Origin of the sequence: Primorskyibacter flagellatus (assembly GCF_900176485.1) — a bacterium.
Lineage (GTDB): Bacteria > Pseudomonadota > Alphaproteobacteria > Rhodobacterales > Rhodobacteraceae > Primorskyibacter > Primorskyibacter flagellatus.
On sequence record NZ_FWYD01000003.1, the window covers coordinates 175388 to 196278 of the forward strand.

Sequence of the window (20891 nt, forward strand, 5' to 3'; positions counted from 1 at the left end):
ACTATTTTCGACAGTTTTATGCCACTATTCGTTGTGTTGCCCCGCAAGATGAAGTTAGATATGCGCCACGAGGCCCAAGACGTCGGGCGGATAAAGGAGACCATGAAATGGCGAAACCCATGACAAAGACCCAACTCGTCGCCGCCTTGGCCGATGAAATGGATACTGACAAGAAAGCTGCGGGCGCAGCTCTGGATGCGGTGTGTGCATTGATCACCCGCGAAGTTGCAGGCGGCGGTGCCGTGACCCTGCCGGGCGTTGGCAAGATCTATTGCCGCGAACGCCCCGAGCGTATGGTGCGCAACCCTGCGACAGGCGAACAATTCAAGAAAGAGGCCGACAAGGTGGTCAAGATGACCATCGCAAAGGCTCTGAAGGACAGCGTCAACGGCTGATCTGCCGGACCTGTTTTCGCAAGCAAGACCAAGGGGGCGCATTTGCAGCCCCCTTTTTCGTGGCTTGCTGTGCTGGACGACTTATGGCGCGGATGGATGGTTCTGTTGAAGACTGGCCAAGTTTGCGCGTGCCGTCGGCGACGTTATCTTGTCGACCTTTAGCCGGTCGTGCGGCAATCAGGTAGCCTTTCAGCGTGGCATCGGATTGCGCGCCTCGTTGTAGGGTTCCCAGTCGGTGATTTCGGGATAGTAGCGCGCGCGCCATTCCCGAACGCGCGGATTCATGATCCGCCGCCAGAGTGGCGGTATCATCGCGGCCATGGTCATGATCGGATAGCCAAAGGGCAGTTGCGGCGCATCGACCTTAGAATGGTTCTGCAAAAGTGGAAAGCGTCGGTCGGGCTTGTAGTGATGGTCCGAATGGCGTTGCAGGTTGATCAGCAGCCAGTTCGAGGCCTTGTGCGCTGCGTTCCACGAATGACGCGGTTTGACATGCTCGTATTTGCCGTCGCCCAGATGTTTGCGGGTCAGGCCGTAATGTTCGATATAATTGACCAGTTCCAGCTGCCAGATCGCCACCCCGGCCTGCACCAGGAACAGACCCAAACCCAGCCAGCCGCCCAGCAACGCCGCGAGCACCAGCATCGCGCCCTGCAATGCCCAATAGCGCCAGAACGGGTTGCTGCGGTCAGTCCAGGGTTTGCCCTTGCGGGCCAGCATCGCCTTTTCCGCGCCGAAGGCCGAGCGCCAGCATTGACGCAGGACACGCGGATAAAACCGGTGAAAGCCTTCATTGTAGCGCGCCGTCACCGGATCACGCGGCGTGCCGATATAGCGATGATGCACCAGCAGATGCTCTGATCGGAAATGCGAGTACAGCACCATCGCCAGCAACAGATCGCCCAGCCAACGTTCCCACCGGACCTTTTGATGCATAAGCTCGTGGCTGTAGTTGATGCCGACCGTGCCGGTCATCACGCCTACCCCGAAAAACAACGCAACCTTCTCGCCGCCCGACAGGTGGTCTGTGCTTGTAGCGTACCAGATCAGCGCAAACAGCGAGGTGAACTGCAACGGCACCCAGATCAGCGTGACGAGACGATACCAGAACAGGTCGGCGTCGGAGGTCTCCGGATCCGCGTTCTGGGTGTTCAACCCAAAGGCCACATCCAGCGCTGAAAACAGGAACCATGAAGACACGGGCGGCAGGATCAGCCACCAGCCACCCTGCGTGGCGGCCAGCCAGACCAAGGGAATCAGTCCAAGCGATAGCCAGAACGGCAGCGCCCGGCTTAGTCGGGCCACCTCGGATGCTGGGAGTGTTGTCTGATCGGTCATGCCATGCCCCTTGTCGCGCCAAGTCTAACGTCCGGGCGCGGCCGGGCAAAGAGCCGGATCAAGCATCTTTCGCAAGGTCATACGCCTTGCGCATGACAGTTGGCAGATCCGTTGGGCTGAAGTCGGGCGATTCAACAAATGTGCCGCGTAAGGGTGCCCGATCCATCGGCACAAGCGCCGTCTTGACCGTTAGGCGAAGGTGAAAATGCGTGAAAGTGTGGCGCGCCTCGGCTGGCACCTCACGCCATTCGGCGCGAATCGGCGGGTCCTCTTGCGGGGTCTCGCCCCAATCCGAACCGGGCCAGCCCAGCATTCCGCCCAGCAGCCCCTTGTCCGGCCGCCGTTCCAGCAGCCACGCGCCATCGACGCGGCGGGCAAGGTAAGCGATGCCCAGTCGGGTCGGCTTGCGCTTTTTGGGCAGCTTTTTGGGCAGTTCCGCTGCGGTGCCTGCCTCCCACGCGGCGCAGGCCGTTCGCCAGGGGCAAATCCCGCAGGCAGGTTTGCGCGGGGTACAGATCGTGGCCCCCAGATCCATCACCGCCTGCGCATAATCGCCGGGCCGGTCCTGCGGTGTCAGTGCCGTGGCCATCTGGGTCAGGATCGGTTTGGCCGTCGGCAGCGGCGTGTGTTCATCGTGCAGCCGCGCCATGACACGTTCGACATTCCCGTCCACCACGGTTTCGGGCAGGTCAAATGCAATCGCCGAGACGGCCGCCGCCGTGTAAGGCCCGATGCCGGGCAAGGACAGCAGCCCTTCGCGGGTTTCGGGAAACACGCCTGCGTGATCTTCCGCGACGGCGCGCGCGCATTTCAGCAGGTTTCGCGCGCGCGCGTAATAGCCAAGCCCCGCCCACGCGGCCATGACATCTGCATCCTCGGCAGCCGCCAGATCTGTGACCGTGGGCCAGCGCGAGGTAAACGCCTCGTAGTAGGATTTCACTGCGGCGACAGTGGTTTGTTGCAACATTACTTCGGACAGCCAGATGCGGTAGGGGGCGGGGCGAATGCCTGCACTCCGATCAGACGGGCTGATGCGCCAAGGCATCCGCCGCGCGTTGCGGTCGTACCAATCAAGCAGGTCTTGCACCGGGGCGGGATCACGCAAACTTTAGTCTCCTTCAGGCGGGCAGGACAGATCGGGGCTGGTATGCGCCGCACGGCCCACTACAATAGCGACGAGGCAAGGGATTCAAGGCATGAGCCAACGCAACACCAGCACTTACGGATTCGCGCGCACATCGTCCTTGTTGCGCAGCCGGATCAGCAAGGCCAGCGAAAGCCGCGGTTTTGCGCAATCGCGTGTGCTGACCCATTGGGCCGAGATCGCCGGCGAAGACGTCGCGGCGATGTCCCGTCCGGTCGAGATCAGCTATGGCCGTGCCGGCATGGGGGCCACCTTGACGCTGTTGACCACCGGTGCCCAGGCACCGATGCTGGAAATGCAGAAGGAAACCATTCGGGGACGGGTCAACGCGGTCTACGGCTTCAATGCCATCGCGCGGATCCGGGTTACGCAAACGGCCGCCACAGGCTTTGCCGAAGGGCAGGTGCAATTTACCCATGCGCCCAAAGCCACTCCCAAGGTGCCCGATCCGACCATCACCCGCGCCGCCGCAGAGACCGCGGACGGTGTTGCTGACGAGGGGCTGCGCGCCGCTCTCGAACGGCTAGGACAGAACGTTCTGTCCCGGCCTAAACGCTAAAACACCAAACTGGAGGTCACGTATGACCCGCATTCTTTCCACCGCAGCCGCTGCGCTGTTTCTTGCAACCGCCGGGCTTGTCGCCGTTCTGCCCGCAACGGCACGCGCGCAGACAGCGGCCGAAGACCCCCAGATCGAGATTGTCGAAATGGTGCAGGGCGCCGAGAACGCGCCGGTGACCGTGATGGAATACGCGTCTTTCACCTGCCCGCATTGCGCCAACTTTCACGAGGGGCCGTATAAGCAGCTTAAGGCGGATTATATTGATACCGGCAAGGTCAAGTTCGTCTTCCGCGAGGTCTATTTCGACAAATACGGCGTCTGGGCGTCGATGATCGCGCGTTGCGCGGGGCCAGAGAAATTCTTCGGCATCACCGAACTGATGTTCAAGGGCCAGAGCGAATGGGCCCGTGCGGGCGGCGATGGGGCCATCGCCGGAGAGCTGCGCAAGATTGGTTTGCTGGCTGGCATTGAAAATGATGCACTTGACGCCTGCCTGAACGATGCAGGCAAGTTGCGTGCGCTGGTCGCATGGTATCAGGAAAACGCAACCGCCGATGATGTGAGCTCGACGCCCACGCTGTTCATCAATGGTGAAAAGCACCCCAATATGAACTACGCAGAGCTGTCGGCCCTGCTGGACGAAGCACTGGCGGAATGAGCGTTTCGGCCCCGAACGGGCCGCTGGCCGGTCTGAAGGTCATCGAACTCGCCCGTATTCTGGCCGGCCCCTGGGCCGGTCAGACCCTTGCGGATCTGGGTGCCGACGTCACCAAGGTCGAGGCTGCGGCTGGCGATGACACGCGCGCCTGGGGCCCGCCCTTCATCGACCGCGAAGGCGAGCGGACGGCGGCCTATTTCCATGCCTGCAATCGCGGCAAATCCTCTGTCGTGATTGATATTGCAAGCGCCGATGGTCAGGCGGAACTGCGCGCTTTGGTCAAGGATGCCGACATCCTGATCGAGAATTTCAAGGTCGGCGGGTTGGCGAAATACGGGCTGGATTATGCCAGTCTTTCGCAGGTCAATCCTGGCCTTATCTATTGTTCGATCACCGGTTTCGGGCAGGACGGTCCCTATGCGCATCGGGCGGGCTACGACTACATCATTCAGGGCATGTCCGGTCTGATGTCGATCACCGGCGATCCCGATGGCCAGCCGCAGCGCGCGGGCGTGGCGATCACCGATCTGTTCACCGGGCTGTATTCGGTCACCGGTATTCTGGCGGCGCTGCACCAGCGCGGCCAGACCGGCAAGGGACAGCATATCGACATGGCGCTGCTGGATTGCGCGGTGGCTGCCACGGCGAATCAGGCGATGAATTATCTTGCGACAGGTACGTCGCCGGGACGCATCGGCAATCTTCATCCCAATCTGACGCCCTATCAGGTGTTTGACTGCTCGGATGGCCATATCATCATCGCTACCGGAAATGACGGACAGTACCGCAGGCTTTGTGCGGCCTTGGGGCTGGACGCGTTGGCCGAAGACCCTGCCTACCTGACCAACGCGGACCGCGTGCAAAACCGCGAGGAACTGACCCGGCACCTGACCGAGGCGACGCGCCGTTTCGACAAGCTGTCCCTGCTGGCGGCCTGCGAAGCACAGGGCATACCGGCGGGCCCGATCAACGACATGGCCGAGGTCATGGCCGACCCCCAGATCCAGTCCCGCGGCATGCAGATCGCACCCGATGGCATACCCGGCATCCGCTCGCCCTTTCGCTTCTCGGACGCCAATCTGGCGCTGGATCGCGCCTCGCCTAAGCTGGGCCAGTCCTGAGGGGCGCACTGTCGGTTCGCACTGCACCCTCTCAAGCGGACAGTCTGGTGGGGCTGCGCAAGACCGTGGCGTCACATTCGTGGCGGCGATGACGCAAGACATTTCGCCACAAGAACGATGGCCGAAGTCAGCGTCTAAAGATGCGTCTGCGCGAATTGCCGGTCCGGCGTTTCCAGATGCGGCGTCGCGTTGAACTGGGTCAGCGCCAGACCGGTGGACAGCGGCTGCCACGCATGCAGCGATGTGTTCTTGATCGCCAGGCAGGCATGCGAAAACGCCGCCATATCCAGCCGCATCGTCACCCGCATCGCCATGCCGATCAGTCCGCCCGAGGTCACGACAATGGCCCGGCCGTCTCCTGCGGAGATCTCGTGCAGCGCTTCACCGACGCGGTTTTCGAAATTGTCAAAGCTCTCCGGCGCGCCCTTCAGCATGCCATCTTTCCACGCCCCGAAAAGCTGTGGCAGGTGGTCGATGAACCCTTCGCGGTCCTCTGGCACCGTTTGACCGTGCTGTTCGGCGAATAGCTGCGCCATGGTGAAATATTCCAGCTCGTTCAGGCGCGGATCGCGGACCGTTTCCGCGACACAATCAGGGTCGATGCCCTTGTTGGTCTCGACATGCCGCGTCAGCGTCCCGGTATAGCTGCGCGCAAATCGCTCGCCCGTTCCACGCAGATGCGCTCCCAGCCACCGGGCCTGCTGCCAGCCAAGATCGCTTAGCCGATCATAGTTGCGTTCGTCGCGGGCGGCGGTGTTGGCCTGACCGTGCCGGATCAGAATGACATGCGACATGTGAGTGCTCCGTTTCCTTGGGCTGACGCAATAGGGGAGCGTCGCGCGGAAGGGAAGGGTGGCAAAGGATTCCAGTTTCCATTTGCGTCCCTGCGGTCCGCCGGTGTTATGTCACACTCAGCAATCCGACATGTCGGCTGTGGGTTGCGCTGTCAGTCCGGTGTCGGAACGCGTCCATAAGGAAAGTGCCATGAAACAGGATGTAACGCTTCTGGATGGCTCTATCGGGCAAGAGCTGGTCATCCGTTCGGCAGAGCCGCCAACACCATTATGGTCGACCTCTGTCATGGTCGAGCATCCGCAGCTTCTGCGAGAATTGCACGATGCGTATTTTAATGCCGGTGCCACGGTAGCGACCACCAATAGCTACCCGGTCGTGGCCGACCGTCTGCGCGCGGCGGGGATTGAGGATCAGTTGGACGCCCTGCTGCATCTTGCGGCGGGGGCGGCTGTTTCGGCGCGCGATGCGCATGGGGCAGGGCGCGTGGCGGGTGCCCTGGGGCCGCTGGCCGCGTCCTACCGTCCGGATCTGTGCCCGCCTGCGTCAGAGGCAGCGAAGGCATACCGCCCCACCGTCGCGGGACTTGCGCCTTTCGTGGATCTGTTCATCGCCGAGACCATGTCCTCGGTCGATCAGGCCGATGGCGCGCTGCGCGCGATTGCCCGCAGCGGCAAGCCCGCTTGGCTTGCGCTGAGCGTGATGGATGAGGACGGCACCCGCCTGCGCTCTGGCGAGCAATTGGAAGAGGTGGCATCGATTGTCGCCCGTCACGCCCCGCAGGCCGTGTTGATCAACTGCACACGGCCCGAATCCGTGGCCCCCGCGCTGGAAGTTCTGCGCGGGTTCGGCATGCCGTTCGGCGCCTTTGCCAACGGGTTTGTGCGGATCGCGGAGGCGTTTCTGCAAGACCGTCCGACAGTGGACGTGCTTCAGGACCGCGTGGATCTGACTCCCGCCGCCTATGCCGATTTTGCCATGGGCTGGGTCGATCAGGGCGCCAGTATTGTCGGCGGCTGTTGCGAGGTTGGCCCTGCCCATATCGCAGAGCTGGCCATGCGGCTGCGTACCGCAGGTCACCGCATCGTTTGACTGAAAAATTATAATGCCCCATGCATTTTTGATACGTCGACGCATTGGAGGCAGGACACAGGTTGTGAGGACGCAGGCGAACAGCGGCGTTATGCCGTGGGCTGTTGATGGTGCCGCTGGACGCTGCGCAACATGCGCAGTAAGCACGCTGTCATGGCCAGCGATTACACCCCCCCGACCGATCCGCTAAATATCCTGCATGAAGACCACCAGATCGTAGTGGCCGACAAGCCAGCGGGCCTGCTGTCTGTGCCGGGCAAGGGCGAACATCTTGCTGACTGCCTGCTCACCCGGTTGCAAGAGGCCTTTCCCCAGACGCTGTTGGTGCATCGGCTGGATCGTGACACCTCGGGCGTCATGGTATTTGCGCTGACCCCGCATGCGCAACGCCATCTTGGGCTGCAATTCGAGAAGCGTCAGACGAAAAAGACCTATCTTGCCCGCGTCGCCGGGCGGCTGGAGCCGAAAACCGGTACGGTCGACCTGCCCATCGGCGTTGACTGGCCAAACCGTCCGCGCCAGATGATCGACCATGAAAACGGGCGCAATGCGCTGACCGATTGGCGTGTGATACGGGCGGATGATAGCGAAAGCCGCGTCCACCTGATGCCCAAGACGGGGCGAAGTCACCAGTTGCGGGTGCATATGCTGTCACTCGGCCACGCGATTCTCGGCGATCCGCTTTATGCCGCTGACAGCGTTGCAGAGCATCCCCGGATGATGCTGCATTCTGAAGAATTGCGCCTGCGTCATCCCGAGGGCGGCATCGGCATGAAATTCCGCAGCCCGGCACCATTTTAGGGACAGCCGTAGTGCGTTTCCGCTGTTGAAATGCCCTCAGGACGTCGCCGAGCCGGAGTGGGGCATAGCCCCACCCCGGCACGCCAGTCGATTATTCGGCGGCGTCGTTGGACCAGCCACCGACGGCTTTGACCTCCAGGAAATCCTCGATCCCCCAGACGCCGCCTTCGCGGCCGTTGCCGGATTGCTTCATGCCGCCAAAGGGCGCGCCGGCACCCCGGCTCTGACCGTTCATCTCGACCATGCCGGACCGAAGCTGTCGCGCCAGACGGTTGGCGCGTGCGCCATTCTGCGTCTGGACATAGTTGGTCAGCCCGTAAGGCGTATCATTCGCAAGACGAACCGCGTCCTCTTCCGTATCGAATTTCATCATCGACAGGACCGGCCCGAAGATCTCTTCACGGGCGATGGTCATGTCCGGCGTTACGTCGGCAAAGACCGTGGGGCGCACGAAAAAGCCGCGGTTCATGCCATCGGGCCGCCCCGGCCCACCTGCAACCAGCCGCGCACCTTCGTCAATGCCCTTCTGGATCAGATCCTGGATCTTGCCGAACTGGGTCTCGTTCACGACAGGCCCGATATGGCGACCCTCTTCCGATGCAGGCCCCACGGTGACGTTGTTGGCAACCTCTGTTGCGGTTTCGACAGCGCGATCATAGGCGGACGCCTCGACCATCATCCGGCTGGGTGCGTTACAGCTTTGCCCGGTATTGTTCATCATGTGCAACACGCCGCGCTTCACGGCGGTTTCATCAGCGTCGGCGAAAATCAGGTTGGCGCCCTTGCCCCCCAGTTCCAGATGCACGCGTTTGAGCGTATCGGCAGCGGATTTGGAAATCAGCTTGCCCGCACGGGTCGAGCCGGTGAAGCTGACCATGTCCACATCCTCATGCGCCGAAAGCTGAGAACCAACGCCCGCGCCATCGCCATTCACAAGGTTGAACACGCCTGCCGGGAAACCGGCTGCATCCACCATCTCGGCAAACAGCAGCGCGTTCAGCGGGCTTTCCTCGGACGGTTTCAGCACCATCGTGCAGCCCGCAACAGCCGCTGCGATCACCTTCAGCGTGACCTGATTCATCGGCCAGTTCCACGGGGTGATCAGCGCCGCCACACCCACCGGTTCATAGATGATACGATCGTTCGGCGATTGGTCGTTGAGCTTGCGGACGAAATCGAATTCCTTCGCGGCCCGGATGAAATTCTGGGTGTGGAAGGTTCCGGCACCGACCTGTTGGCTGCGCGCCATGTCAATTGGTGCGCCCATCTCGACGCTCATGGCCTGTGCCATTTCTTCCGCACGGTCGTTGTATATCTCCAGCAGCTTCTCGACCAGCGCGATGCGCTGCGCGGGGTCGGTTGCCATCCAAGCAGGAAACGCGGCTTTGGCAGCGGCGACAGCGGCATCGGTGTCAGCCTGTCCGCCCAGCGAGATCACCGCGCAGGGTTCCTCGGTCGTGGGGTTGATGACCTGATGATCGCGACCCTCTTTCGGATCCACCCATTCACCGTTGATGTAGAATTGTCTTTTCTCGATCATTGCTTGACCTCCTGAGTTTCCGCGGCACTCTGTCACTGCAAGACATAACCCGCAAGCGACCGGTTTTAACCCGGCTGCGGATAAATATATCATTGTTACAACGTTTCGCCTTCATACTCGCAAAGGAGTTTCCTCATGGGCTTGCGCATCAACGATACAGTGCCTGATTTCACAGCAGAAACCGATCACGGAACGATTCAGTTCCATGACTGGATCGGTGACAACTGGGCAATCCTGTTCAGTCACCCCAAGGATTTCACCCCGGTCTGCACGACCGAGTTCGGTGCGGTTGCCCAGCTTTCCGACGAATGGGAAAAGCGCGGCACCAAGGTGATCGGCGTGTCTGTCGATAGCGTCGAAGAGCATAAGGGCTGGAAAAAGGATATCGAGAAGGTCGCGGGTACCAGCGCCGGTTTTCCGATCATCGCCGATGACGGGCTGGAAGTGTCCAAAGCCTTCGACATGCTGCCCGCCGAGGCCTATATGCCCGATGGCCGCACCCCGAATGACAGCGCCACCGTGCGCGCCGTCTTTATCATCGGGCCGGACAAGAAGCTGAAACTGTCGATGACCTACCCGATGAATGTGGGGCGCAACTTTGCTGAAGTGCTGCGCGCACTGGACGGGTTGCAGACGGCGGCCAAGCATACGATCGCGACCCCGGCCAACTGGAATGTCGGTGATGACGTCGTCATCCCCACCAGCTTTGACGAGGCTGCCGCGAAAGAGAAGTTCGGAGAGTTCAAGACCGTCCTTCCCTATCTGCGCATGGCCAAGACACCCGGCTGACCCAAATGTGACCTGATCGGTCCGGAGCGGGCACTGATGTCCGCTCCGGGCTTTTTTGTGTTGTGATTATGACATTGCCCTGATTCTATCCTCCGACCCATCGGGCATAGACGGAGGAACGGAATGACACGCGACAGCATGCAGCTTGGCGATGCGACGATCGCACCGGGAACGCGCCAGACGGTGGATCTGCCGGTCAGCGTGTTGTCGGATCACACGCCGGTCAATATGTCAGCGCATGTCATTCACGGCCGAAAGGATGGTCCGGTGATGTTCGTGTCGGCGCTGGTACATGGGGACGAGGTGATCGGTGCCGAGATCGTGCGCCGCCTGTTGCGCGCGGCCCCGGTGCAACGGCTGTCCGGTACGCTGATCGCTGTGCCGATCGTGAACGCATTCGGGTTCATTTCGCAATCGCGCTATCTGCCTGACCGTCGCGACCTGAACCGGTCCTTTCCCGGCCATTCCGAAGGATCGCTGGCCGCGCGATTGGCGCATCTGTTCCTGACGGAAATCGTTCAGCGCTGCGATGTCGGGATAGATCTGCATTCTGCCGCTGTGGGGCGCACCAATCTGCCACAGATCCGCCTGACGCCCGGCAATGACCGGCTGCGCGAATTGGGCGAGGCGTTTGCCGCCCCGGTCACCATGACATCGAAACTGCGAGACGGCTCGCTGCGGCAAGAGGCCAAGGCGCTTGGCGTTGACGTGTTGCTATACGAGGCGGGCGAGGGGCTGCGTTTTGACGAATATGCCGCGCGGGCAGGGGTGTCGGGGATCCTGCGGGTCATGCACAAGCTTGGCATGGTCGGGGCAAAAGGTGTGCCCCGTGCACGACGCCAGCCCGTCTATTGCGAGCGGTCAAGCTGGTCACGGGCACCTATGGGCGGTTTGCTGCGGACTTTGAAAGCCAGTGGAGACTATGTAGAAGAGGGCGCGGTTCTGGGTCTGATCTCTGACCCGTTCGGCGAGGCCGAGACCGAAGTGATCGCCGACGCGCCGGGCATCGTGATCGGCCGAACCAACCTGCCGATTGTCAACGAGGGTGATGCGCTGTTTCACATCGGATTGGCGAAGAAGATCGCCCATGCCGAAGCCGCGTCGCAAGGCATTGCCGAGACGATGGACGCAGCACCGCTGTTTGATGAGGACGAAATCATCTGAACGCGCGGAGGTGGATTTAAGACGACCGGCAGCCGACATTCATTTTTGTGGAAGTGTTTGGCCCCGGCGTGCCTTCCGGGACCAATGGCGCGCCCTTCCCTTGGGTGGAAGATTGCGCCGGAATCTTGCTGAGTGTTGGGAGACAACATGGCAGCATTTTCGAACACGAGTTCTGCCCCAACGTTGCGATGATTTGGTTAGCAAAGGGTTAGCAAGCCGCGTCCCTCGACGCAAAAAAAGGCCCCGGTTTTTTGACCGGGGCCTTTCGTGTCACTTAAACGGAGCGGCTTCAGCCGTCGGCGTTTTCGCTCTTTTTCTCTTCGGCGACTTCTTCGCCGGTTTCCTGATCGACCATCTTCATCGCCAGACGTACCTTGCCGCGATCGTCAAAGCCCAACAGCTTGACGAACACTTCCTGGCCTTCTTTCAGAACGTCCGAAGGATGGTTCAGGCGGCGGTTCTCGATCTGGCTGACATGCACAAGGCCGTCACGCTTGCCGAAGAAGTTCACGAAGGCGCCGAAATCAACGATCTTCACGACCTTGCCCTTGTACACCTTGCCCTCTTCCGGCTCTGCCACGATCGAATGGATCATGTCATAGGCCTTCTGGATGGCCTCGCCGTTGGGAGATGCGATCTTGATGATGCCGTCGTCGTTGATATCGACCTTGGCACCCGACAGTTCGACGATCTCGCGGATCACCTTGCCGCCCGAGCCGATCACTTCACGGATCTTGTCGGTGGGGATCTGCATGGTCTCGATGCGCGGCGCGTGGACAGAGAATTCCGCAGCACCGGTCAGCGCCTTGGACATCTCGCCAAGGATGTGCATCCGGCCGTCCTTGGCTTGCGCCAGGGCTTTCTGCATGATCTCGGGCGTGATGCCCGCAACCTTGATGTCCATCTGCAGCGACGTGATGCCGTTTTCCGTACCCGCAACCTTGAAGTCCATGTCACCGAGGTGATCCTCGTCGCCAAGGATGTCGGTCAGGATCGCGTAAGAGCCGTCATCCTCAAGGATCAGACCCATCGCAACGCCGGCAACCGCCGATTTCAGCGGAACACCTGCATCCATCATCGACAGCGAACCGCCGCAGACCGATGCCATGGAGCTGGAGCCGTTGGATTCGGTGATCTCCGACACGATACGGATCGTGTAGGGGAAATCCGTCGCCGCAGGCAGAACCGCCTGAAGGGCGCGCCATGCCAGCTTACCATGGCCAATCTCACGGCGGCCCGGTCCGGATACGCGGCCCACTTCGCCCACCGAATAGGGGGGGAAGTTGTAATGCAGCATGAAGTTGGATTTGTAGGTGCCATGCAGCGCGTCGATCATCTGTTCGTCGTCGCCGGTGCCCAGAGTGGTCACAACCAGACCCTGCGTCTCACCACGGGTGAACAGGGCAGAGCCATGCGTCCGCGGCAAGAAACCGGTTTCGCTGACAATCGGGCGGACGGTGTCCAGTGCGCGACCGTCGATGCGCTTGCCCGTTTTGACGACATCGCCGCGCAGAACCGACGCTTCCAGCTTTTTCAGCGCGGAACCGAGGTTCGCATCCTCAAGCTGTTCTTCGGTCAGGGCCGCCTTGATCGCGTCCTTGGCATCGGCAACCGCTGTGGTGCGTTCCTGCTTGTCGGTGATCGCATAAGCCGCGCGGATCTTGTCTTCGCCCGCGGCCTTGATCGCAGCATAAAGGTCCGAGTAATCGGGTGCCTGGAAGTCGAACGGCTCTTTTGCGGCTTCTTCGGCCAGGCTGACGATCAGGTCGACCACCGGCTGGATCTGCTCATGTGCGAAAGTGACGGCGCCCAGCATTTCCTCTTCGGACAGCTCGTAGGCTTCCGATTCCACCATCATCACCGCGTCTTTGGTGCCGGCAACAATCAGGTCGAGCCGCTGCTCTGGGTTGTTGCGCAGGTTCTGCATGTCCTCGACTTCGGGGTTGAGGATATAATCGCCATCCACATAACCCACGCGGCAGCCGGCAATCGGGCCCATGAAGGGCGCGCCGGAAATGGTCAGCGCAGCAGAGGCCGCGATCATGGCAACCACATCGGGGTCGTTGACCAGATCGTGGCTGAGCACGGTGCACATCACCAGAACTTCATGCTTGAAGCCCGGAACGAAAAGCGGACGGATCGGACGGTCGATCAGGCGCGCGGTCAGCGTTTCCTTTTCGGTCGGACGCGCTTCGCGCTTGAAGAAGCCGCCGGGCACTTTACCCGCAGCGTAGTATTTTTCCTGGTAATGCACGGTCAGCGGAAAGAAGTCCTGACCGGGCTTGGGCGCCTTCGCGAAGGTGACGTTGGCCATCACGCTTGTTTCGCCCAAAGTGGCGATGACCGAGCCATCTGCCTGACGGGCAACCTTGCCCGTTTCCAGTGTCAGCGTTTCCTCGCCCCACTGCATTGATTTCGTCGTTACATTAAACATATATCGTTTCCTGTAGGGAGCACTCCCGGCCCTCCGGGTCTCCCGATTGCATAGCGGCCCCATTGCCGCCGACCCCATCATCATCGCATGCGCCAGGGTCAGGGCGTCACGTCTCAGATGCGCGGGCCATACATCAAGCGGGGCTTGATGGGAAGAGTTCATCGAAAGAGAGGCTTCAAAGGACCGTGTGTCAGGCATAGCGTGTCAAGGATCGGGGCGGCATTGCCAACGATACTTGTCCGCTGGCTGGTTTCATGCGGTCGTGATATGAGCGTCTGTAAAACTCGCAGTCAGAAGGTCCTGTACTCGTTTGATCCAGCGCAAGCTTCTGTCGTGCTTTGCCAAGGCATGTGATTGGTAAACAAAAAAGGAGAGCGATTCCATGTTCACCAACATTCTGGTCGCCGTGGATGGTTCGGAACATTCCCGACGCGCGGTCCGCTACGCAAGTGACGTTGCCGAAAAATACAAGGCATCATTGCACATCGTGCATGCGCCCCAGATTGAGATCGAGACCCTGTCTCTCGGCAGCGGGTCGCTGGGGGTCCTGCCAACGCATGAGCGTATTGAAGCGCTTGGCAGGCCGGTTATGGAAAAGGCGCTGGCTTGGGCCAAAGACGCCGGGCACGAAGCGGAGGCGACCAGTATCCTGACCGGAGACACGACCGAGTCAATCCTCGGTTACGCCGAGCAGAACGGCGTGGACCTGATCGTTTCGGGAAGCCGTGGTCTAGGAAACCTCCGCGGCCTTCTACAGGGCAGTATCTCGCAGAAGCTAACTGCGCATTCGTCCTGTCCCGTTCTGACGGTCAGATAAACGATCTTGTGCAGATTTCGGAACGGCGGTCGAATGAGGTCTCGGTCGCCATTTTGATGTCACGCCTGATTTTCGGCGGTCGTTCTCAGGCAAACGCCCGCGCAGCGGCGGGCGTTTCCAATAGCAAATCCAGATTACGTCCGCTCGGCGAGGTGCCGACGAGGGCGTGGCTTAGCGGCGGATGCCCAGACGCTTGATAAGATCCTGATAGCGAGCCTCGTCGTTGGCCTTGAGGTAGTCCAGCAACTTGCGGCGCTGTGCAACCATCATCAGAAGGCCACGACGCGAGTGGTTATCCTTCTTGTGGGTCTTGAAGTGCTCGGTCAGCGTAGTGATGCGCGAGGTCAGAATGGCAACCTGTACTTCGGGCGAACCGGTATCGCCTTCCTTGGTCGCGTATTCTTTCATCAGGCGTGTTTTTTCTTCAGCAGTGATCGACATCGGGGTCTCCTTTAGGGTTTGTGTGAATGGCGCGAGCCGGGATGTCGTCCAGCAAGGCCCGTGGAGCAGTTTCGCCCAGACAGATGCCGGGGCGAATGCGCGCGTATAGGGCAGATCGAAAAGGATGGAAAGAGAAAACGCGTGGCTTTTCCAGTACCGTGACAGGCGGCTGATCTAGGTGCCGAACAAGCTGTTGGCGCTTGCCTCTGACATAAGGACGACTTGAGTGACCGAAGGGGCGTCGTCACTGTTCATCCGTGCCACCACCACGCCGTTGACGGTCAGATTGACCTGCGAGGCATCCTTTTCATCCGGTTCGATCTGTATGTCCGGATCGACATCCGCCGCGTCGTCACCGTAAAGCACGACCAGCATGTCCTCGGCCGGGTCAAAATCCATCAGTTGGGCAGCATCCTGACCGGTTTCTATCTGAGAGAAGTAGAAGCTGTCCGCGCCTTCGCCGCCGCTTGCGATGTCATCAGCCCCAGCGCGTATATGATCGTCGCCATCCCCGCCGTTCAGATAATCACGCTGGTCGTCCCGTCCGTCGAGCGTATCGTCGCCCCATCCGCCAAACAGGGTATCTTCGCCTTCGCCGCCGGTGATTCGATCGTCGTCATGTCGTCCGTGCAGCGCGTCGTTGCCGCTGCCGCCGTCAAGCGTATCATTGCCAAGGCCGCCATTTACCGAATCGGCACCCTGTTCGCCGAATATGATGTCGGCACCGTCATTTCCGTAAAGATCGTCCGCCCCGGTGCCGCCATGCAGCACGTCGTTCTCGTCGCCGCCATAAAGCGTATCGTCGCCGTCACCGCCGTTCAGCGTATCATCGCCGCCTTTCCCGCGTATCTGATCCTCGCCATCGGTGCCGTCTATCATGTGGTGCCCAGCGAAACCGTTCATCATTCGGTCTGCGTCATTGCCGTCGATAACGTTGGCGTCGGCGGAACCTTCGTTGGCATAAGCTGCGGGTTCCGTGCGAATGAACTGATCGAGGATTGAAGTACCATCAGTCGAAGGTTCGATAGCGTCCGTGCCGTCCTTGTTGACAATGACAGAAAGCGCATCCGCGCCGTCGGGTCTGGTAGCCTCTTCCTCATCATCTTTGCCTTCAGGAGGCTCCCGGTCGGTCAAACCGTCATCCGAAACCAGAACGACGGAACCAAGCACCATCATCCCCATCAAACCCGCCAACATAAGCATGACACACCCCGTAAATACCCGCTGACATGATTTCGCTGAGTGTCGAAAATTTCAACGCCCACTCTATAAGCAGGTAAATAGCGCGTTTAGGTATTGGTCATCTGCCAGATTTACGGGTGAACCGTTTTGGGGGGTGAGAGATGGTTCGTCCATGTCGAAGACACTTCAGGCCCGTTGGAGAATAGCAACATGCGCGCGCGTTTCATTGGTGGTCATGGTGGAAGGCGTGGATGGGACTGGCCGGATTTCTTGGGGATCGGCTTGTCAGGCCTCGGGAAATGGAAAGCGCTCGGTCGCGCTGCTGATATAAAGAGGATGGCCAGCTGACCCGTCCTTGTTCAGTTTCAAACAGTTGAGCGGCTTTCCGGTTTTTTTGAGCGCGTCCAGCGTCTTCCCGACGATTGGCACGAAGCGCTTATGTAGTTTTCCGTAGGCCAGCAGAATTTCCTCGGCATCCTCCACTTCCCGAAGAATGGCCGCGAGATTTTCTTGGCTGCACGCCAGTTCAGGGTCGTGTGGAACGTTCTTGGGCTCGGTGGCGCGCCAGTCCAACATGTTGGTCTTCACATATCGGGTGAAGCCCCACCGTCTGGCAAAGCCAACCTCCCTGTCACAGGTCGGGTCCGAAACCTCGGCCGTGGCGACAGAGGGGTTTTGGCCGACGAACATGATGGTTCGCGGTTCTGTGCCCTCTGGCGTCCAGTCGCGGGTCAAGACCTGTCGGTATCGGCCACATGAGGAGTAGGTCGCGCCACCGATCACACCGTCCGGAAGATTGATTCGAACCTTGCCGCCGGGGTCGTGCAGCATGTGCGCATCGTCCCCGAGGTATTTTTTCTTCAATTTTGTCATTCTTTCCTCCAATGAAGGAAACAGTCAGTAGCACAGGGGTTTCTTTTTATGCCCATGAAATTCATGGAAGAAACCACATTTTGGTGCGTGAAATACTTCGCCCTTCGCCGGCGGGGGGGGGATATCACAAAGACAAGTTGGCCGTCATCGGCACTCCACGTCCGCGAGAGGGCGTCGCGATAGGGCACGCCGTCAGAATAAAGCGCCACTGACCGGCCGCCCGCAATATCGTGTTCACGGCGCAACATGGGTCAAAACCTGACGTGCCGGGCTGATAAACACAAGCCGGAACGCGGTGTGATGCTCAGCGGACAAAAACGCGGCTCGGGTGCAGCTCGCCTGATTTGTAGCGGCCCACGGCAACGGCTTCACCGTCCATCGCCGCCCAGCATTCGTCGCCATATTCCACGCCGCTGGCCAACACCAAAGCCGGGTTGCCGTTGCGCAGACGCACGGCGGATTCGGCGGGGCAGGTCACACAGGGCAGATCGGCCAGACCCACCTCCAATGGGCGCAAATGCGCGTCAAGCGCGGGATCTTGCGCCAGCTTTTCGACCTCGTCCATTGTCAGCGCGCCGTCCAGATCAAAGGGGCCGGACCACAGCCTGCGCAGGCTGACGACATGGCCGTGGCATCCAAGGGCCGCCCCCAGATCGCGCGCGATCGAACGCACATAACCGCCCTTGCCGCAGGTCATTTCAAGCACCGCAGTATCGGCATCCGGACGGTCGGTCAGGAGCAGTTCCTCGACCCAAAGCGGACGGGCCTCGATCTCCATCTCTTCGCCGTCGCGGGCGCGCTTGTAAGCGCGTTCACCGTCGATCTTGACGGCGGAGAATTGCGGCGGCACCTGCATGATATCGCCGACAAAACCGCTCAACGCGTCCTTGATGTCGTCGTCCGTGGGGCGGGCATCGCTTTGCGCGATCACTTCGCCCTCGGCGTCATCGGTGTTGGTGGATTGGCCCAGCCGGACAGTGAACTCATAGGCCTTGAGCGCGTCGGTGATATACGGCACCGTTTTGGTTGCCTCGCCAAGCGCCACTGCCAGCAGCCCGGTCGCTTCGGGATCCAGCGTGCCGGCATGTCCGGCTTTCTTGGCCTGCATCGCCCAGCGAACCTTGTTGACCACGGCGGTCGAGGTCAGCCCGGCGGGTTTGTCGATCACCAGCCAGCCGGAAATATCGCGTCCCTTGCGTTTGCGTGCCATAGGATCCTCAAGCTGTGTGGACAGAAAACGCGGGCCTAGCGGATGCCCGCTGCGGCGTCAATTCCGTTCAACCACGCCGATGATGGGCCCCAACCGCCAGCCAAAATCGCTGCGGTTCAGTTGCCGTGAATACATCCGCGAAATGTTGCCATCCAGAAACAGCGCGTTGGGCACATCCAGCACATCCCGGAACAGCAGGCCGAATTCGTGAAAGGTCACGGCGTTGTTGGAGATTGCAAACACGACGCGCTTGCCGTCAGGCCCGGTGCCGACACCGTTGCGGATATAGCGCGAGGTGCTGTCGGGCAGAAAGCGCGGGTGCAACTCGCCGTCGATCACCAGCATCGGGCCGGATTGCGTGGCAAATCGGCACTCCGGGGCGCTGTCCACATAGTCCAGCGTTTCGAACACGTTGGCACGACCGTCGCGGATGCAGAACACGCCGTTGGGCAGAAGGCCAAAATTGCCGGGGCCTGCATTGGGAACCACGCGCATCTGTTCTTGCCCGTTTTCGACATAATGGCCGACGGGCGAACGGTCGTCATGGTACATGCCGCCATTCATTGCAAAGCCAAGCGTCGCGCCCTCTTTGGCCAAAGCGTCGGAGATGGCGGAGAAATGCCCGTAGAGCGACCCATCGTCTGCATTGAGAAACAGGCGGATCTCGTCACGCGATGCGTCCGCCTCGCAGATCGTATAGTCATTGCCTTCGTGAGACAGGTCGCGACAATCAAGGGCCAGCGCCGGACCGGCGATCAGCCAGGTAATCAGTGCTGCAAGGATTCCGCGCTTAGTCTTCGACATCGCGACGCACGTCGTCCTGCGAGAACAGCCTGCGCGTGTCATCCATCCGGTCGAATGTCTCGTCCAGACGGAACCGAAGCTCGGGCGCGTATTTCAACGTCAACTTCTTGGAAACGGCGCGTCGCAGCTCGCCCTGATTGCGTTTCAGCAGGTCCAGCACCACGTCCTGCCCCTTGCCGCCAAGCGGCAGCACATACGCCGTGGCCACCTTCAGATCCGGCGAGGTGCGGACCTCGCCCACCGTGATCGACATGCGATTGAGGTCGGGATCGTGTATATCGCCACGGGCGAGGACATCCGACAGGGTGCGCCGGATCAACTCGCCGACGCGAAGTTGCCTTTGGGACGGGCCAGCGCCCTCGGAGAAACGGTTCTTTGCCATGACTGGCCACATAGGCCTTTCACGGGGCTTTGCCAAGCGGTCGCAGCTTCGATATGCAGGCGCAAAGCGAAGGAGAGCGGATGATGACGGACCTGCCGGGGATTGTGGTGACGGGGGCCTCTGGCCGCATGGGGCAGATGCTGATCCGGATGATCGGCGACAGCGACAAGATGCAACTGACGGGCGCGTTGGAGCGACCCGGCCACGACTGGATTGGTCGTGACGTGGGCGAAGCAATGGGTGGCGCGGCGGCTGGCGTGTTGGTCGAGGATGATCCGCTGGAGGCGTTCGCGCGCGCTCAGGCGGTTGTGGACTTCACCTCGCCCGCCGCGACCGTGGAATTCGCGGGCCTTGCCGCGCAAGCACGCGCTGTGCATGTGATCGGCACAACCGGGTTGGCCCCCGAGGATCTGGAAGCGATCAAACACGCCGCCCACCACGCGGTGATCGTGCGGGCAGGCAATATGAGCCTTGGCGTCAACCTTCTGGTGCAGTTGACGAAACGAGTCGCCGCCGCGCTGGACGAAGAGTTCGACATCGAAGTGGTGGAGGCGCATCACAACCGCAAGGTCGATGCCCCTTCCGGCACGGCCCTGATGCTGGGCGAGGCCGCGGCCGAGGGGCGCGGCGTGTCGCTGGAGGATGTCTCGGATCGCGGTCGCGACGGCATCACCGGGGCGCGCAAAAAAGGCGATATCGGGTTTTCGGCGATCCGGGGTGGCGATGTCGTGGGCGAACATGACGTGATCTTTGCCGGCCCAGGCGAACGGCTGGTGTTGCGTCACCTTGCGTCAGACCGGTCGCTTTTTGCCCGTGGCGCGCTGCGTGCGGCGCTGTGGGGACAGGACAAGACGCCCGGTGAATATGACATGATCGACGTGCTGGGCCTGAACGACTGACGGGTGAACGTGATGTATTTGCGTCGCCGGGGTGGCGGACGGTTCCGCTGCGTGCTGCGTGTGGGGCGACGTTGCGCGTATGAGCCTGTGGTCCAAACCAAATGCCCGATGCTGTCGAGCCGTTAAGCTCCATTTCAGGCAAGGGACCAGGTGTCGTCGGGCGGGATGTTTTTGTTATTGCCGCAAACCGCCGCGCTCAGAAATCGACCGCCAGCCCCTTGTTCTCCCAGTCGCCGTAGCGCACGGGTTCAGGCCCGTCTCTGCCGCCAAGTTCCTTGGGACATGAGTTGCCGCTTGCTTCCGCCGCCTTGCGACGTTCTTCGGCCTCTGCCAATGCGCGCAGCGCAGCGGGTGGCAGGTTGGGTTCTTGGGACTCGGTCATTGCATATGTTCCCTTGTGGTCTGCCCCCTGATATACGCCCGCTTCGTCCGGGAGCAACCCCGGCCCTTGCC

The 20891-nt window shown here is 60.8% G+C and carries 22 protein-coding genes; 10 read left to right on the plus strand and 12 right to left on the minus strand.

Annotation, left to right across the window (positions count from 1 at the left end; all coding sequences use genetic code 11):
• The first annotated feature begins 107 nt into the window (after positions 1 to 107).
• On the plus strand, positions 108 to 395 hold the full coding sequence (locus B8991_RS06285; protein WP_084351508.1) for an HU family DNA-binding protein: 288 nt from the start codon (positions 108 to 110) through the stop codon (positions 393 to 395).
• 189 nt (positions 396 to 584) lie between these two features.
• Here B8991_RS06285 and B8991_RS06290 read toward each other — a convergent pair whose 3' ends face one another.
• Entirely contained in the window at positions 585 to 1733 is a 1149-nt protein-coding gene (locus B8991_RS06290) for an alkane 1-monooxygenase (protein WP_084351512.1), read from the minus strand.
• Positions 1734 to 1791: 58 nt separating this feature from the next.
• Positions 1792 to 2838 carry an A/G-specific adenine glycosylase gene (gene mutY / locus B8991_RS06295; protein WP_084351514.1) on the minus strand — a complete coding sequence of 349 codons (1047 nt, stop codon included), beginning with the start codon at positions 2836 to 2838 and terminating at the stop codon, positions 1792 to 1794.
• 91 nt (positions 2839 to 2929) lie between these two features.
• On the opposite strand from mutY, the gene B8991_RS06300 reads away from it, so the two are divergent.
• Genes B8991_RS06300 through B8991_RS06310 form a run of 3 tightly spaced genes read left to right on the plus strand, consistent with a single transcriptional unit; the run spans position 2930 to position 5218 of the window.
• A complete protein-coding gene (locus B8991_RS06300) occupies positions 2930 to 3436 on the plus strand; it encodes a DUF721 domain-containing protein (protein ID WP_084351517.1) in 507 nt (168 codons plus the stop codon).
• 22 nt (positions 3437 to 3458) lie between these two features.
• Positions 3459 to 4097 carry a DsbA family protein gene (locus B8991_RS06305; RefSeq protein ID WP_084351520.1) on the plus strand — a complete coding sequence of 213 codons (639 nt, stop codon included), beginning with the start codon at positions 3459 to 3461 and terminating at the stop codon, positions 4095 to 4097.
• Positions 4094 to 5218, plus strand: a complete 1125-nt coding sequence (locus B8991_RS06310; protein WP_084351523.1) for a CaiB/BaiF CoA transferase family protein — start codon at positions 4094 to 4096, stop codon at positions 5216 to 5218. The genes B8991_RS06305 and B8991_RS06310 overlap by 4 nt, the downstream gene beginning before the upstream one ends.
• A 134-nt stretch (positions 5219 to 5352) precedes the next feature.
• Here the strand turns inward: B8991_RS06310 and B8991_RS06315 are convergent, their stop codons facing one another.
• Positions 5353 to 6012 carry a histidine phosphatase family protein gene (locus B8991_RS06315; protein ID WP_084351525.1) on the minus strand — a complete coding sequence of 220 codons (660 nt, stop codon included), beginning with the start codon at positions 6010 to 6012 and terminating at the stop codon, positions 5353 to 5355.
• Between the two features lie 190 nt (positions 6013 to 6202).
• On the opposite strand from B8991_RS06315, the gene B8991_RS06320 reads away from it, so the two are divergent.
• Both B8991_RS06320 and B8991_RS06325 read left to right on the plus strand, forming a co-directional pair.
• On the plus strand, positions 6203 to 7102 hold the full coding sequence (locus tag B8991_RS06320) for a homocysteine S-methyltransferase family protein (protein WP_084351528.1): 900 nt from the start codon (positions 6203 to 6205) through the stop codon (positions 7100 to 7102).
• A 153-nt stretch (positions 7103 to 7255) separates the two neighbouring features.
• On the plus strand, positions 7256 to 7903 hold the full coding sequence (locus B8991_RS06325; RefSeq protein ID WP_084351530.1) for an RluA family pseudouridine synthase: 648 nt from the start codon (positions 7256 to 7258) through the stop codon (positions 7901 to 7903).
• Between the two features lie 91 nt (positions 7904 to 7994).
• Here the strand turns inward: B8991_RS06325 and B8991_RS06330 are convergent, their stop codons facing one another.
• The gene (locus B8991_RS06330; protein ID WP_084351533.1) at positions 7995 to 9443 is read right to left on the minus strand and encodes an aldehyde dehydrogenase family protein; all 1449 of its coding nucleotides are present in this window, start codon (positions 9441 to 9443) and stop codon (positions 7995 to 7997) included.
• Between the two features lie 135 nt (positions 9444 to 9578).
• Here B8991_RS06330 and B8991_RS06335 point away from each other — a divergent pair, with 135 nt between their 5' ends.
• Both B8991_RS06335 and B8991_RS06340 read left to right on the plus strand, forming a co-directional pair.
• Positions 9579 to 10232 (plus strand): peroxiredoxin, encoded by a 654-nt coding sequence (locus B8991_RS06335; protein ID WP_084351536.1) that lies wholly within the window; start codon positions 9579 to 9581, stop codon positions 10230 to 10232.
• 123 nt (positions 10233 to 10355) lie between these two features.
• Positions 10356 to 11396, plus strand: coding sequence for a succinylglutamate desuccinylase/aspartoacylase family protein (locus B8991_RS06340; protein WP_084351539.1), 1041 nt, complete (start codon positions 10356 to 10358; stop codon positions 11394 to 11396).
• A 289-nt stretch (positions 11397 to 11685) separates the two neighbouring features.
• Here the strand turns inward: B8991_RS06340 and pnp are convergent, their stop codons facing one another.
• Positions 11686 to 13830, minus strand: coding sequence for a polyribonucleotide nucleotidyltransferase (pnp, locus tag B8991_RS06345; protein ID WP_084351541.1), 2145 nt, complete (start codon positions 13828 to 13830; stop codon positions 11686 to 11688).
• 382 nt (positions 13831 to 14212) lie between these two features.
• Here pnp and B8991_RS06350 point away from each other — a divergent pair, with 382 nt between their 5' ends.
• Complete coding sequence (locus tag B8991_RS06350) at positions 14213 to 14647, plus strand: universal stress protein (RefSeq protein ID WP_084351544.1); 435 nt, start codon at positions 14213 to 14215, stop codon at positions 14645 to 14647.
• A 171-nt stretch (positions 14648 to 14818) separates the two neighbouring features.
• On the opposite strand, the gene rpsO is transcribed toward B8991_RS06350, so the two are convergent.
• The 6 genes from rpsO to rbfA form a co-directional block, all read right to left on the minus strand.
• Entirely contained in the window at positions 14819 to 15088 is a 270-nt protein-coding gene (gene rpsO / locus B8991_RS06355) for a 30S ribosomal protein S15 (RefSeq protein WP_084351546.1), read from the minus strand.
• 174 nt (positions 15089 to 15262) lie between these two features.
• Positions 15263 to 16291, minus strand: a complete 1029-nt coding sequence (locus B8991_RS06360; RefSeq protein ID WP_084351549.1) for a calcium-binding protein — start codon at positions 16289 to 16291, stop codon at positions 15263 to 15265.
• A gap of 264 nt (positions 16292 to 16555) precedes the next feature.
• Complete coding sequence (locus tag B8991_RS06365; protein WP_235866562.1) at positions 16556 to 17143, minus strand: DUF1643 domain-containing protein; 588 nt, start codon at positions 17141 to 17143, stop codon at positions 16556 to 16558.
• Between the two features lie 304 nt (positions 17144 to 17447).
• The gene (truB, locus tag B8991_RS06370; RefSeq protein ID WP_084351552.1) at positions 17448 to 18353 is read right to left on the minus strand and encodes a tRNA pseudouridine(55) synthase TruB; all 906 of its coding nucleotides are present in this window, start codon (positions 18351 to 18353) and stop codon (positions 17448 to 17450) included.
• A 57-nt stretch (positions 18354 to 18410) separates the two neighbouring features.
• Positions 18411 to 19157: a phosphodiester glycosidase family protein gene (locus B8991_RS06375; RefSeq protein WP_084351555.1), complete on the minus strand. Its 747-nt coding sequence runs from the start codon at positions 19155 to 19157 to the stop codon at positions 18411 to 18413.
• Positions 19144 to 19539, minus strand: a complete 396-nt coding sequence (gene rbfA / locus B8991_RS06380; protein WP_084352191.1) for a 30S ribosome-binding factor RbfA — start codon at positions 19537 to 19539, stop codon at positions 19144 to 19146. The genes B8991_RS06375 and rbfA overlap by 14 nt, the downstream gene beginning before the upstream one ends.
• Positions 19540 to 19622: 83 nt before the next feature.
• On the opposite strand from rbfA, the gene dapB reads away from it, so the two are divergent.
• The gene (gene dapB, locus B8991_RS06385) at positions 19623 to 20438 is read left to right on the plus strand and encodes a 4-hydroxy-tetrahydrodipicolinate reductase (RefSeq protein WP_084352193.1); all 816 of its coding nucleotides are present in this window, start codon (positions 19623 to 19625) and stop codon (positions 20436 to 20438) included.
• A gap of 196 nt (positions 20439 to 20634) precedes the next feature.
• On the opposite strand, the gene B8991_RS06390 is transcribed toward dapB, so the two are convergent.
• Positions 20635 to 20820, minus strand: coding sequence for a DUF1674 domain-containing protein (locus B8991_RS06390; protein WP_084351558.1), 186 nt, complete (start codon positions 20818 to 20820; stop codon positions 20635 to 20637).
• Between the last annotated feature and the right edge of the window lie 71 nt (positions 20821 to 20891).